This is a genomic window from Streptomyces sp. NPDC055025 (genome assembly GCF_053608565.1).
This window is the reverse complement of record NZ_JBSGVS010000001.1, coordinates 251,945-264,734: the sequence shown is the minus strand read 5'-3', so window position 1 is coordinate 264,734 and position 12,790 is coordinate 251,945. Positions and strand designations below refer to the sequence as shown.

Below are 12,790 nucleotides of genomic sequence, written 5' to 3'. Positions count from 1 at the left end.
GAAGAGCACATGAACTACCCCCATGTACCCGTACGGCTGCTCGCGCATGAGTCCCTGCCCGGCATCACCGAGGCACTGGGGAACATGGGCGGCTGGCTTCTGCGCGACGGCGCACACTGGCTCGTGACCCGGCACGAGGGCACGATCACCGCCAACAGGGTCAGCACCGATCGCTCTCAGGTGGTCGCTGCCCGCGCCGCGTGGAGCGACCCGGCTCCGGACGATCCCAGCCTGTACTGCTCGCCGTTGCCCGACGGTGCCTCGGCCATGAGCACCCGGGAGGCCGTCACCATCCAGGAGCCCGACGGAACCGTCCGCTGGGAGCACCGCCACCGGGACTGGCAGCATTCGCCCGGGGCCGCTGGCGCGTGCACGCCCGACCCGGCCGGCCGTGTTCTTCTGGCGACCATGGCCGGACCCCTCGGAGCCGACGGGCTTTCCACGGGCGACATCTGCCGCGCCCTCGACCTGGCCACCGGCGAGGTGCTCGCCGAGCATGTCCTGCCGTCCTTCTCAGCGGCGTATGCCTTCCAGCAGTTCCCGGACGCACGCCCTGAGGTTCTCCTCACCGCTTCCATGGGCCAGGACGGCACTCACTGTCTCCTGGTCGCCTACACGGCTGCCGGGCTCGACGTCCGGGCAGCGGGCACCGCCGAGGAACCCTACGTCGGCCTCGGCGCGGACGGAGCGCTGGTCAGCCAGGACGTCGGCGGCGGATACCTCTGCCGCACGCAGGACGGCGCCGACGACGTGATCATCGAGGCCAGCGATGTTCTCCCGGACGAAAGGGTCTTCGTCGGCTACACCCCGGGCTTCGTCGACGACGAGCGGATTCTGGTCGTGACGGCTGAGGAACAGTGGGCGGAGGAAGGCACCCACCTCCTCCTCGACGCCCGCACGCTCAGGCCCCTCGCCGAGCTCGACTACCCGCAGACGCCGGGAGTCACTGCCGTGCCGCTCGGCGACGGCACGTGGCTCATCCGCAACGAAGAGACAGTGCAGCGCTGGACGACCGCCTAACCCGGATCGCCCTCGATCAGCGGGCAGGGCAGAGGGCGGCTTCGCTCGCCCGGGGCGTCTCGGTCGGCGTCAGTGGTGATCGGCCGTTACCTTGAGCCCGATTGCTACTGCCCTTGGGCCGGTGTGTGTGCAGACCCCATCAGGGGCATCGACGGAGGCCGCCGAGGGGTACGAGTGTTCAATTATCCGGAGCCAGTTTCCGGTTGGTCCCGGACCGGCCGATGTCCAGATCAAGGAGCGCAGTCAGGGCCGTGCCGCTGTTCAGCCAAGAAGATCGACATCGAACTCGACCGCCGCAGCGCCGAGATGCTCTTCCAGGTACGGACCGCCGCGGCCTGGTCCTGGATCGGCTGATTGTGGTGCAGGAAGCTGAGACCACCGTTTCGCGCGAGTGCGATCGCGAGATCGGGCGTGCTGACGGCCTGCATGATCGCGGACGTGAACGGGGACCGCAGCTCGATCGCCGACGCCTCGCCGCGATGTGCCGCACCAGGGGCGTACGCAAGTCAACCGTCCCAGCCGAGCAGTTGGTCCGCGTCCGGTTCGGCAGGAGCAGAAACTCGTTGAACGTCCGTGAGACTTCGGCGATGATCTGTGCCACTCGTTCCTCGGTCTCATCGCAACGGCGCAAACCCCCTGGCCCGGAGGGTGCTTCAGACCACTGTCGCCAACTGCCGAACAGCAAGAGTTTCTTGGCCGGGAGTTCAGAGGTAGACGGGCACGGACGACGGTGACGACCAGGACGTCATCGCTGACGTAGTAGCGGATGACGACGTCGGCACGACGTCCTGGCGGCGGTCCTTGACGGTCTTGAGGGTGGCGTCCGTGGGCCTCCTTCCCGCTTCGTACGGTACGCCCGCATGATCCACCGCAGGCAAGGCTGACACCAATTTAGGAGGGGGCGGTCGGCCTGCGGGGCGGCGGGACGGCCTGGAGCAACTCCCACAAAGGGGGCGTGAGCCGGAGGCCCACATCGCGAGGGTGCGGCGGTGTTTGCACTGGATCACCCAGCGCTGTCCGTAGGGGTCGGTGGCCTTCACGTCGGCCCCGAGGTCACCGCCGCCCCCGACACGGACCGCATCCCGGCAGCCGTCACGGTTCATCAGTTCTCGAACCACGTCCTCGGACCGGGAATGGTGCAGGGCGTCCAGCTGGGACAGCTTGCCCTGAGTTCCGTGAACCAGCCCAAGACATCCGGGGTGTCTCGCAGAGACCGGCAGGCAGAACCAGGCGTCTGGAAGCTGGCCGTCGGTCTGCGCCGACTGGCCTTGTGGGCCCGGTGGTCGGGGCGCTCCCCCAGAGGTTTGAGTAGTTCCCGTCGGTGAGTCCCGCGCAACGTAGCCGGACACGGTGTTCGCCTCAGCCCGGAGGAGCGGGTGGGGTCTGACACGCCATCTCGTGGGTGCGTCTTGGGCAGCGGACGGTGTGGGGTGTTGGTATCGCAGGGCTATGTGGCCGACTGCGACCGATCCGCCGACGTCGCCGATGATCGCGCAGACGATGGCATCACGCGGCCTGCTCGCGCAACTGCTCCAGCCTCTTCGTCATCAGGTACTGGGCCGTGCGCTCCCGAGAGGCGACGGCGGCCGCGCCGATCGGGCTGGCCCGGAACCAGCGGCGGTTCTGCTCGGTCACGTATGCCCGCCCTGCCTCAGTTACGACTCCACTCGATCAAATTCGGCCGATATCTCTGGCGTGAAACGGTCGCCGACTGTGCGAATTAGGCCAACGGGCCTCTTTTTTAGTGCCGTCGATCCCTTGAGGGATTGCGGCACAGATAGCAGATTCCATCCGGTCAACAACCGGGAATCAGCCAACGGATTATTTCGGTCCAGATGTGAAAGGGAAAAATATTGCTTGATATTTGAAGACCAACGAGTGATCGTGGATGTGTCATGTCCACGCAAACCGCTGAGGAGAAACGTGAAGCGAATCACTGGCGCGTCGTTGGCCATGCTGGCCGCGATGGCCTCTGTCGGCCTGTCTGCAGTCCCGGCCGGCGCTGCCGGGCCCCCCTCTCTCGAACCAGTAAGTGTTTCGAAGAAGGGTGCCACGGAAACCATCAAGTTCAACAATGGTTCTGTTTTCAGGTCGGAACCTGCCGCAGCCGCCAGGGGCATGCTTGCGGGATCGTTCGACTGGACCGCAGACTTCCAGATCGGCTTCGAGTCCCGCACCTACACCGCAGTGAACTCGGGGACTCACAGAATTTCGACGGGTGCCGTTTTAAACACCAGCGGACAAAGTCCCGCGAACTGCAGCGGATCCCAGGTGGTACAGATCACGCTCTACCGCGAGGCCTTCCCTAGCGATCAGAGTTACGGCACCAAGAACGTGCCTTGTTCCGGCGGGTCCGCGAGCTGGACCAGCATGCCGGCCGACACCTATTACTTCTACGCCCGAGTCACGGGCAACTGGGACAGCGGCGACACGACCAGCCGTCGGCTGAGCGGTACGACTACCTACCCTTGATCGAACTCTAGGACCCCACGGGTCTGGCACCGCAGCAACTGCGGTGCCAGACTCTGCCCAGTCACCCATGCCGGCGCACGACCGGCCTGGGCGTGGCAGCCAATACCATTCGGTCAGTGTCTCGTGGCCGCCACCACCGGCGGGTCAGTAGCGCGCCAACCACCGCCCCGACCGTATTCAGCAGCACGTCATCAACGGATGAAACTCTGCCAACGGACAGGACGTATTGCGCGATTTCAACACTTACCGACAGCAGCCCGGCGAGAGCCGCCACCCGCCCCGTTCTCGCAAAGCTTTTGCAGCGCATTGGGATGAGGGCGCCGAACAAAAATAGCAAAGCGGCGTTGCCGCCAAGATTCAGCAGTGTTACGTCCGAAAGAGCGACCTGCGGAGAGCTGAAAGAAACGAATATCTCTCTAAATGGAACCAGGCTAATGGTGCTCTGGATTCCATATCCGCGTGACAAAGTAGCATAGAAAAAAGGCAGCACTGACGCAAGGATCAAGCCGTTCAGCAGTACACTTCTTGCTCCCCCATTCCTTGTTCCACTTGCCCCGCGCCAGCGGTGGAAAACCCAAGCAATCCCAAGGCAAACAGGCATCCCGATGAACGTGGCCACGGCCAACTCATCCGCATAAGACCTCCAGACCCAACTCACTCCGGTCTCCTCATCGAGCGTCACCACCAAGCTTCTGCACACTACATGCAATTAGGGGTGCCAGGGCTCTCCATTTCAGCCTAGATGGTGGCTGGCAAGTGACGAAAGCGCTACCCAAGAAGAGATGCCCCCCTGGCTGCGGCAGTTCCACGGCTCGCCCGGTCAGGCCGTGCGCGAACTCCGCAGCAGCCTGACAGACCGGGCGATCCCCGGGCTGCCCGCGCGCCAGTCCACCACCGAGCAGCCCTGAGTGCGGGCCTGGCCGCCGAGCGTCTCCCACGCCTGAACACCGTCGTGGGTACGGAGCCCTGTACGGCGGGCTCAACCGGGGGCGCTCGGCAAAGCAGTGCCGTCTCCGTCTGAGAAGGCCCTTCGGGATCTGCGTCGCCGGATCGGAGTAGTGGCCCTTGAGAGCCTTGTTTCGATGCGCTGGCTAGCCCGTTGGCCCAGCCGGGATCCTCAACTGCCTCGGCCAGAGGGCCGCCGAAGGCATCCTGGCCCCGGCTCTGCCACCAGCCAGGCGCTGGCCCGGGGCGCACCCCGACCCCGGACCGGAGTCAGTGCCTTTGGCGGCGCGGCCGTCGCAGTTGCTGGCCGGGCCGGAGGGGTGTCCGACGTCTGCTCGTGGGCGCGGCGACCGTACGTTCGCGCAAGCACTGAGCCCGTCCGCCGGGCAACGTAAGGCCGTGGCCGCCTGTACTCCAGCAGCAGCCCCGCGCTACTTCGGCCTGCGGCACAAGTGCGCCACCTGGCTGGCGTCCGCACTCGCTGACCTGTTGGCACGTGGCCTGTGCGGAATAAAAGTCCCGTGAAGAGTGACGCGTTTCCCGGTGAGCCACCGGCGCCCGTGCTGTGACTGAGCGCTTCAACCGGCCGGCGAGCGTTCGATCGAGTACGTGAAGCGCCGTGGTCTGCCCAGGGCAGGTTGATGGCGAAGCTCGCTCACGAGTCCGGCAGGAGGAGCCAAACTTCGGAGAAGGTGAGGCCGTGCTCTTTGGTCACCAGCCCGCACGGGCAGCTCAGTGTGATCAGGCGCCAGTCGCAGGCCACTGTCCAAGTACCGTCCGCACCCGCACACCCAGGACAGTGGATGGTGTCGGCCGTCCACACGTCGGGGGCGGGCCTACCGTAATGCCGGAACCGACCCGCGTACTGGACCTCCCACGGCACGGCCGGGGGTGTGAGCGCAGCGGTCCCGGACGGACCCGGGGCAGCCAGGACGGCGAACAGCGCAGTCAGGTCGGGGAGCAGCGCTTCGCCCGCCTCGGTCGGCGGGACCGGCAAGCCGTCTGCCGTGTCCTGGGGAACCAGGTAGCGCGGAGCCGCCGCAGCGGCCGACGGGTTCGGTGCGGCGTACCAGGGCAGGAGGGCGCGAGCGACAGCAGCTAGAAGGGCGGCGGCCGGCGCACTGACGGCACCTGCATCGAGGTGATGGACTGTGGTGCGCCAGATCCGCTGGAGCCGTCGGTCACGGTCCATGGCCCGGGCCCGTGTGCTGCCGGCCCCGCGGGCGGGGAGCGGGGCGGTGAGGCGGGCCAGGACCCCGGCCGCCGCGTCGGCGTCCGCATCGATGGGGCGCCATCCCCCGGCAGTCAGGAACTGCCGGGCCCGGCCTGACTCCCGGGTCAAGGCGCGCGTCAGCAGCTGTTGGGTACCGGTGGCCGTCACGGCAGTGTCCTGCCCGCTCGACATGGCGCCCCCGTCCCGCTGTCCCATCCCCGTATCCGTATCCGTCGCGTTGTGCCCGCGCGCCCGCCCTGAGCAGCAGGAGGCATCACATCACACGATCGTGCGGGCGCCAACGAATACGTGGCGGCTTCCAGCCTGGCTGGTCTCACTCAGCGCCTTCCGTCACCTCGGGAACGGCGGTGTCCCCGATAACCCAGTGCGGAGACCGCTGCAGAGAGGCACCCGCGGCCGACGACCGCTGCGTTTCCCCGCACATCACGCGGCGCCCTTCCGACGACGGCGGCAGGGCGTCCGATGCGCAGGCGTCATTTCGAGACCACGGGGTTCGACGGAGTGGCGGCGCCTATTCTGGAAATCGTGTCGTCAGGGGCTGGCCCAGGACGTATCCCGCCGGGCCTGCCTGATCACTGCGTGGTCCTTCGCTGCGTGACAGCGCGGCACATCGCAGCCGAACGCCGGACACCCGCAGCCGGTGGTCACGACGCCTGAGTTCGGCGCCGCGCACCGCAATCGGCGGTGCGCGGCGGCTCGTCTGACGGTTACAGCGCGGGTTCGTACTCCACGGACTCCTGGCAGTTCCCCGCGATACGGGTCAGGGCTTCCCGTTCGGCCGGGTCGACGGAGAGGCTCCAGCGGAGCTTGGTGGACACCCAGTCCGCCAGGTACTGGCAGCGTGCATCAGCGCGTGGCGGCAGCCAGGCGGCGGGATCCTGGTCGGCCTTCGACCTGTTCGTCTTCGCGGTGACCGCGACCAGACTACGGTCGGCCGCCAGGTCGTTGGCGTACGCTTCCCGCTTCTGCGCGGTCCAGGCGTACGCGCCGGAGTCCCAGGATTCTGCGAGCGGGACCATGTGGTCGATGTCCAGCTTCGACGGGTCCGTGACCGTGACACCGTCGTAGTACGAGTACCACTGCCCTGCGGTCACCTTGCAGCCGGCCCGGACGGTCGGCGCGACCTGTGATTCATCGATCAGTACTTCCGACCGAGTGCTGCAGGAGTCCTTGTCCGCGTCCGTCCAGTGCTTGAACGACGTCCGCTGGTACCCCTCGCGACGCTCTGCGGCGATCGGCAGGAGGCGGATGCCGTCCGCCAGGGTCATCGGGACCGCGATCGGATGCGGGCCGACGCCTGCGGCCGGGGCGGCTGCGGCCAGGGGCAGGGACAGGGCGAGCAGAGCGGCGACTGCGAGGCTCTGCGTGATCTTCATCTTCATGTGCCGTTGATACTGGCGAAGCGGGATGTATGAGGTGTGATTGGCGTGCGTGTCACCCGGGTGAGTGCATCAGTAGTACCGCTTCCGCCTTACCAGGTCGCTGGTTGCTGAGACAGCATGTGCCCGGTTGCCCTCGTCGCTGGGATCGGTTACTCGCCGGTTGGGCAGGACGGCAGCCAGCGCCCTTCTCGCTGCCAGTACGTGGCGGACTGGGTATCCGCCAAGGCGAGCTGGAGTCTGTCGGTCGACCCGGCGGAACGGGAAGCCCTGGCCCGGGCCGCGGGTGGGCTACGAGCCGTCGGGGTGATCGTTGATCCAGGAGAGGCCGCCGATGTCGAGGCAGTTGCGGGCGCGGGTGACGGCGACGTAGGCGAGGCGTGCCTCGGTGTCGTCGATGGGTCCGGGGATGGGGCGGCCGGTGTCGTCGTGCTGGTCGGTGTCTTTGGGTGGGGTGAAGTCGTCTGCGATCTTCACGTTGGGCCATTCCCGGCCTTTTGCTTTGTGCGCGGTGGAGACGGTGACATCGGTCTGCTCTTCGTGGGCGAGCTGGTCGACTGCGGCAAGGAGGGCGTCGGTGCCGTGCTGGTCGATGAGGTCGACGAACGGGCGCAGGTCGCGGCCGGCGGGGTCGCGGCCGGCGTAGTCCTGCAGTTCCCCCCAGGTGGGGAAGAGAGTGAGTTCCGGGTGCCAGGTGCGGCGTCCTTCTTTCAGGTCCCGGGCGGCTTGGGCAAGGGCACGCAGGCTTTCGCCCCCTCCGGTCAGGGCCACGCGGCGGCCGGCCGAGAGGTGTTTCATGACTTCGGTGATCGCGCCCATGTTGGTCCGGCACAGCACGGCATCGGGCTGGGCAATGGGACTGAGCTCGGTCGGGACGGCGGCGGTGCCGGTGAGGCGGATCGGGGCGTCCGCGATCCTCAGCCAGCGGTTGGCTTCTTCAGCAAGGCGGGGGCCGAAGCGAAAGGACTGCGACAGCGTCAGGTGGGTGCCGTCGAAGCCGGTCATGATGTCGCGGGCGCCGCGCCATCCGTAGATGGCCTGGGCGGAGTCCCCGACCATGACGAGCTGGGCGTGGATGCGCTGGGCCGTGAAGACCTGTTCGAGAACGGGGTTGGTGTCCTGGGCTTCGTCGAGCAGGAGGAAGTCGGCGTCGATTCTGGGTTCGGTCAGGGCCCAGATCTTCAGGTAGTGGTCGTGCTCGAAGCGGACAACACCCGCGTCGGGCTGCTGGAGATCGGCCCATGCCTTGCGCGCGAAGGGCAGAACGATGTGCGCCAGTTCGACGTGCGCAGCGTCTCCTTCAAGCCCGCGCAGACGTGGGACGTGGTGGGGGGCGAGGGTGTGGTCAGCCGAGTGGCAGTAGCGGGTCACCGTGCGCAGGACGGCGTGGGAGAGGGCCCTGTGGGAGATCTCCTGACGGCCGATGCGGACGGGTTTGATGATGCCGAGGGCCTGGCCGGTCTTCCAGCCTGGCTGGCGTGGACCGCCCAGGCGGCGGGCATAGCGATGACCAGTTGCGGCGAAGGCAAGGGCGTGGGCGGTCTTGCAGATGACAGTGCGGGGGAAGCGGGTAGCGGCATCACGGGCGATGGACCGGTCGAAGGCAATGTAACGGCCGCGGCGCGGAGTGGAAGCTGCGAGGAGGGCGAGAGTGCTGGTTTTGCCAGTACCAGCGCCTGCCTGGAGGACCAGATGGTCACCGGCGCCAAAGGCCTCTGCTGCTGCCGCTTGTTCATCGGTCGGTTTCAGCGATACCTGTGTGTGCTGTTGTGGGGCAGGGTGGGGCTGCGCTGGTGAGTTGCCACGGGCGTGGTGTCCGGGACGGTGGAGAGGGTGCTCGGCCGAGGGGAGGCCGCTGTTGCCTCTCCTGTACGAGGGGGCGCTCATGCCTGCCTCCGCCGGAGGCGGTGCCGGGTGGTGGCCGGCAGGCGGGGGGCGGTGTGCTGGTGGTGCAGGAGCGGGTCGAAAACTTCCCAGTCGGCCCGGACCAGGTCGGCGGCAGCCGGGGTGGCGACGTGGCTGGGGCAGCGCTGGGTGCGCCAGCGCAGCTGCTCTGCATAAGGGAGCGGGCTGAGGTCATAGACGGCGATGAACACGTCGGGGAGGGCTCGTTGTCCGGTAGCCGGACCGGTGGGCAGGAGGATCCAGGTTCCCGGCGCGGCGGGATCGAGGACGGGGCGGGTACAACGGTGGCGCCTGCGGGTCTGGGCGACGCACTGGATGTCCTCAACCGGACAGGCGGCAAGGTAGCGGCCGTAAAGGAGTTGCATGACAGGCCGGATCGGTTGGCATGCGTCGGGTGTGGTGGCGGGCTCGGTCGGCTGGGGCTGGGCGGAGGCGGGGGTGAAGGCGCCGCTGTCGGTGAGACGCCGGGTGCGCAGGGCGAGGTGGCGCCGTAGTCCCGTCAGCTGGGGTGTCAGTGCTGCGGGAGTGGTACGGGCGGGGCAGAGCAGCCGGTGCGGGATACGGCACCAGGGGGTGCCGTCGCCGGCGGGGTGGGCGATGCCGGAGCTGACGTGCCAGCGGCACGTCAGGGGGACTGCGGTTACGGCGAGTTCGTGGGGATGGAGACCGATGGGCGGGTGGCCGGTGCGGTCGTACCGCTCGACCAGGTTGCCGCAGGCGGTGCAGTGCCTGTTCTGGCCGGCACGCAGGAGACGGCTGGCGCTGGTCGGCGCAATGCCCAGGGAACGGGCCCGGCGCACATGGGTACAGGTGCCGTCCCAGTGACGGCCGGCCGGTGCGGGTGTGGAGTGCATGACGGGGACCGTGCCAGCAGCCGCGCCGTCATCAGGGCGTCACGGCCGCGCCTGTCCCCCGGACGGCCCCCTTGACGGCTACACGTGTGCGATGAGCAGTTGCTGTGTTCGGTTTGCGTCGCTGGTAGGGGTGATCTGCCTGCGGGCGCCGCGGCCGGGTGAGGCCGGTTCAGCCGGTCTGTTTTCCGGGTGGGGTGTGGCCGTTGCAGAGGGTGCCGAAGAGTTCGTCGAGCGGGGCACCGAGGGCGTGGGCAAGGGCATGCCAGGTGGGCAGGGATCCGATGGTGCGGCCCTGCTCGATCTCGATCAGCGTGCGCCTGGACAGGCCGCTGCGGCTGGCGAGTTCGTCGTAGGTCCATCCGCGCTCGCCCCGAAGGCGCGACAGCTCCAGGCGCAGCGCGTCAAGGTTGGGGTCGGGCGGGAAGATCGTCACCTTCCCATCCGAAGGTGCAGACCCCTGCCCCGTCAGTGCAGACCTCTGCCCTATTTGCGCGGGTGGCCCGACCGAGCAAGGGGGCAGGGGTCTGCACTACGGTGTGCCGCCATCACCCCTCTCTCCCCCGCCCCGGCGGGGACCGGGAGCGGGAGTCGGTACTGGCGCGGCTCAGGCAGGAGGAATACGCGCTCCATGAGGCTGCGCACCACACCCACGCCGACGCGACGCACCTGGACCGTCGAACTACGCCCCCACCACGACGGACTGGCACTCGTCTGCACTCAGTGCCCGGCGGACTCACCATTTCCGCCCGGTGCCTCCAGCAGGTCCGCGGCGCTGTCTCATCTGGCTCAGCACGCACGCCGCGATACTCTGCCTGCTTATCTTCGGACCTGTCAGTGCCATGAGTTCCGCTGCCACTGGCATCCCCGCCACCGCGGCTGCACCGGCCCAGTCCTCCTCGTCCTCACCTGCGAACGCAGCGGACGGATTTGGCGGCTCGCCGACGTCTGCGCCGCATGCGCGGGTGCCACACCGCACGCGGCTGTCGTCCCCGACATCCTGCTGGCAGGGGCGGAAGAAACCCGGCCGACGGATACGTCGGTATCTCCGAAGGACTGGGCCCAGCAAGCATGCGCCTCAGGTACACGGGCGCGGGTCCGCGCCATACTGAGCCACCTCGCCGCTGCCTTGCCCCATGAGACGGGCCCCGAGGCACGCCTCCTCGCACTGCAGTGCGCTCTGCGCACGGACAGCTGCGGCCTGGTTCACCTGCCGGCCGGGCTGCTACGCGGACTGCGGCTCGCCGGCGATCCCACGCCGTGGCAGGACCTCGAACAGGCTCACTGGCTCCACCGGCTGCCCGCCATCAACCATGCAGCGTCGCGCAGAACCAGTGTGCGGCTCCTCGATCCGACCGTGCCTTCTCGGTCTCTCAGCCGGACCAAGCGAATGCAGGCCGCCGACTGGGCTCTGCGTATGTCCTGTACACACCGTTTGCGCCGTCTCGACGCAGCCGGGCGCCTGGCCGCCCTCGCCCTCGCTGCCCACACGCCCGCAGGAAACCCGGAGGGGCTGGCAGGGCGGGGCGAGTTGGGCCGGATGTGCGGCCTGCCTCCGCGGGAGGTGCCCCGCACGCTCAGCCATCTCGCCGAGACGGGTTTCGTCGCCGCCTGGCGGATCGCCCCTGGATCAGAGGAACTGGCGTGGAGACTAGTTCCTGCGCTGACGACCAGCCCGGCTGAAGCGCACCGGCCACCGGGCGGTGCGCGCCAAGAAGGCGGCAAAGGCCAGTACCGTGGCCTGGCACTCGTTCCTCCGGCCAGCGGAAGTCCGTCCTGTTCCGCCCAGCAGCTCTGAGAAAACGTGAGAACGACGGTGAACGACTTCATACGAGTACCAGGGCAGCACGGCATCTGCGCGTAGGCAGCGTGCTCTCCACAGAGCTGTCAGACCGGCGCGACAGCATCGAGCCAGGCGTCACCGGGCGGGGGTACGAAGAAGTAGCCGCCACCGGTAGTGAGCAGGTACTTGGCCATCGCCTCACTCTCAAGCCGCTTCTGTACGGCCTCGAACCCCTGGGCGAGGTCCCGCTGAAAGCAGGAGAAGACCAGCCCGGTGTCCCCGTCGCCCCGGTCATAGCTGCAGCTGCGGCGCACGAGGGGAGGCGGATTGCGGCGATCGGGCGCGGCGAGCCGTACATGCGAGTCGAGCGGGGTGAGCCGACCTTTGGGATCGGCGGCGAAGTTCGGCTCCTCGCCGACCGGCGCCCCATCAAGCCACCGCCCGTCACGCCGCCGCCCGATGATGCGCTCCTGCTCGTGCACGGAATCCTTGTCCCACAACTCGGTCGCGAACCGGATGATCCGTACGACCTGATAACTCCCACCCACAGCCCACTGGGGCTCGCCCTGCCCGGCCCGTACGAGAGCCCGCTCGGCGGTCTCGCGCTCCCCGGCCGGATTCCCGAACCCCTCGGTGAAATGAAACGGATTACGAGCCAGCCCACGCCCACCCTCAACGCGATTGGCAGCGCGAAACCCCTCAACCCGCCACCGCACCCGCCACCCGGTGGCGACGCGTAGGAGCCGATCCATGGCTTCTGCTGTATCGCCGGCCCGCTCCCCAGCCACCTGGACCAGCACATCACCATGAGACTGAGTGGGATCCAGCAAATCGCCCGCGAAGGACGGCATGGGCCGAAGCAGCCGGGGCGGCCGACCGCCCACCCCGAACACCCCGCTCCCCAGGGCCAAGGCGGCGGTCAAGTTTTCCGTCTGCACAGAGGCCACCGCATGAGCAAGCACCCGAAGCTCCGCGGACGCTTCCCGGTCCAAAGCGACCACCGCAACCCGCCCCGGCGGCCCATCCCCCAGAAGCGGCCCAGGCAACCGAGTCGCAACGCTCTCCGCATCCGCGCCCCGCCGCCCGAACGCGTAAACGGCCCCGCCCCCAATCCCCAGCCCAACCACCGAGGACCCCGCCACCAGCGCCCTGCGTCGCATCAACTTCCCCCACGGAAACACGGCAACGGACTCGACCACGG

At 68.0% G+C, this 12,790-nt stretch carries 11 protein-coding genes and 1 pseudogene; 3 read left to right on the top strand and 9 right to left on the bottom strand.

Annotated elements, in window-relative coordinates; all coding sequences use genetic code 11:
- The first annotated feature begins 9 nt into the window (after positions 1 to 9).
- Entirely contained in the window at positions 10 to 1,020 is a 1,011-nt protein-coding gene (locus tag ACWGDX_RS01055; RefSeq protein ID WP_453620895.1) for a hypothetical protein, read from the top strand.
- 230 nt (positions 1,021 to 1,250) lie between these two features.
- Here the strand turns inward: ACWGDX_RS01055 and ACWGDX_RS01050 are convergent, their stop codons facing one another.
- The 3 genes and pseudogenes from ACWGDX_RS01050 to ACWGDX_RS01040 all read right to left on the bottom strand — a co-directional run bounded on the left by ACWGDX_RS01050 (position 1,251) and on the right by ACWGDX_RS01040 (position 2,655).
- Positions 1,251 to 1,448: an IMP dehydrogenase gene (locus tag ACWGDX_RS01050; RefSeq protein WP_453620893.1), complete on the bottom strand. Its 198-nt coding sequence runs from the start codon at positions 1,446 to 1,448 to the stop codon at positions 1,251 to 1,253.
- Between the two features lie 463 nt (positions 1,449 to 1,911).
- A pseudogene (locus ACWGDX_RS01045) lies at positions 1,912 to 2,195 on the bottom strand (restriction endonuclease); the annotation flags it as partial.
- Between the two features lie 331 nt (positions 2,196 to 2,526).
- Positions 2,527 to 2,655: a hypothetical protein gene (locus tag ACWGDX_RS01040; RefSeq protein WP_453620891.1), complete on the bottom strand. Its 129-nt coding sequence runs from the start codon at positions 2,653 to 2,655 to the stop codon at positions 2,527 to 2,529.
- Between the two features lie 288 nt (positions 2,656 to 2,943).
- Here ACWGDX_RS01040 and ACWGDX_RS01035 point away from each other — a divergent pair, with 288 nt between their 5' ends.
- Positions 2,944 to 3,492, top strand: coding sequence for a hypothetical protein (locus ACWGDX_RS01035; RefSeq protein ID WP_453620889.1), 549 nt, complete (start codon positions 2,944 to 2,946; stop codon positions 3,490 to 3,492).
- Between the two features lie 61 nt (positions 3,493 to 3,553).
- Here ACWGDX_RS01035 and ACWGDX_RS01030 read toward each other — a convergent pair whose 3' ends face one another.
- Positions 3,554 to 4,174, bottom strand: a complete 621-nt coding sequence (locus ACWGDX_RS01030; protein ID WP_453620888.1) for a VanZ family protein — start codon at positions 4,172 to 4,174, stop codon at positions 3,554 to 3,556.
- Positions 4,175 to 4,274: 100 nt separating this feature from the next.
- Here ACWGDX_RS01030 and ACWGDX_RS01025 point away from each other — a divergent pair, with 100 nt between their 5' ends.
- Entirely contained in the window at positions 4,275 to 4,400 is a 126-nt protein-coding gene (locus tag ACWGDX_RS01025; RefSeq protein WP_453620886.1) for a hypothetical protein, read from the top strand.
- 1,978 nt (positions 4,401 to 6,378) lie between these two features.
- Here ACWGDX_RS01025 and ACWGDX_RS01020 read toward each other — a convergent pair.
- The 5 genes from ACWGDX_RS01020 to ACWGDX_RS01000 form a co-directional block, all read right to left on the bottom strand.
- Positions 6,379 to 7,053, bottom strand: coding sequence for an HNH endonuclease family protein (locus ACWGDX_RS01020; RefSeq protein ID WP_453620884.1), 675 nt, complete (start codon positions 7,051 to 7,053; stop codon positions 6,379 to 6,381).
- 288 nt (positions 7,054 to 7,341) lie between these two features.
- Positions 7,342 to 8,799, bottom strand: a complete 1,458-nt coding sequence (locus ACWGDX_RS01015; protein ID WP_453621024.1) for a UvrD-helicase domain-containing protein — start codon at positions 8,797 to 8,799, stop codon at positions 7,342 to 7,344.
- 134 nt (positions 8,800 to 8,933) lie between these two features.
- Positions 8,934 to 9,809: a DUF6083 domain-containing protein gene (locus ACWGDX_RS01010; RefSeq protein WP_453620882.1), complete on the bottom strand. Its 876-nt coding sequence runs from the start codon at positions 9,807 to 9,809 to the stop codon at positions 8,934 to 8,936.
- Between the two features lie 169 nt (positions 9,810 to 9,978).
- On the bottom strand, positions 9,979 to 10,242 hold the full coding sequence (locus ACWGDX_RS01005) for a helix-turn-helix transcriptional regulator (RefSeq protein WP_453620880.1): 264 nt from the start codon (positions 10,240 to 10,242) through the stop codon (positions 9,979 to 9,981).
- 1,451 nt (positions 10,243 to 11,693) lie between these two features.
- Positions 11,694 to 12,749, bottom strand: a complete 1,056-nt coding sequence (locus ACWGDX_RS01000) for a Dyp-type peroxidase (protein WP_453620878.1) — start codon at positions 12,747 to 12,749, stop codon at positions 11,694 to 11,696.
- Positions 12,750 to 12,790: the final 41 nt, after the last annotated feature.

Bases quoted from the DNA above. Each gene is read 5' to 3' on its own strand.
- ACWGDX_RS01050 (WP_453620893.1), bottom strand. From the start codon at position 1,448: ATGCAGGCCGTCAGCACGCCCGATCTCGCGATCGCACTCGCGCGAAAC.
- ACWGDX_RS01055 (WP_453620895.1), top strand. From the start codon at position 10: ATGAACTACCCCCATGTACCCGTACGGCTGCTCGCGCATGAGTCCCTG.
- ACWGDX_RS01000 (WP_453620878.1), bottom strand. From the start codon at position 12,749: ATGCGACGCAGGGCGCTGGTGGCGGGGTCCTCGGTGGTTGGGCTGGGG.
- ACWGDX_RS01020 (WP_453620884.1), bottom strand. From the start codon at position 7,053: ATGAAGATGAAGATCACGCAGAGCCTCGCAGTCGCCGCTCTGCTCGCC.
- ACWGDX_RS01010 (WP_453620882.1), bottom strand. From the start codon at position 9,809: ATGCACTCCACACCCGCACCGGCCGGCCGTCACTGGGACGGCACCTGT.
- ACWGDX_RS01025 (WP_453620886.1), top strand. From the start codon at position 4,275: ATGCCCCCCTGGCTGCGGCAGTTCCACGGCTCGCCCGGTCAGGCCGTG.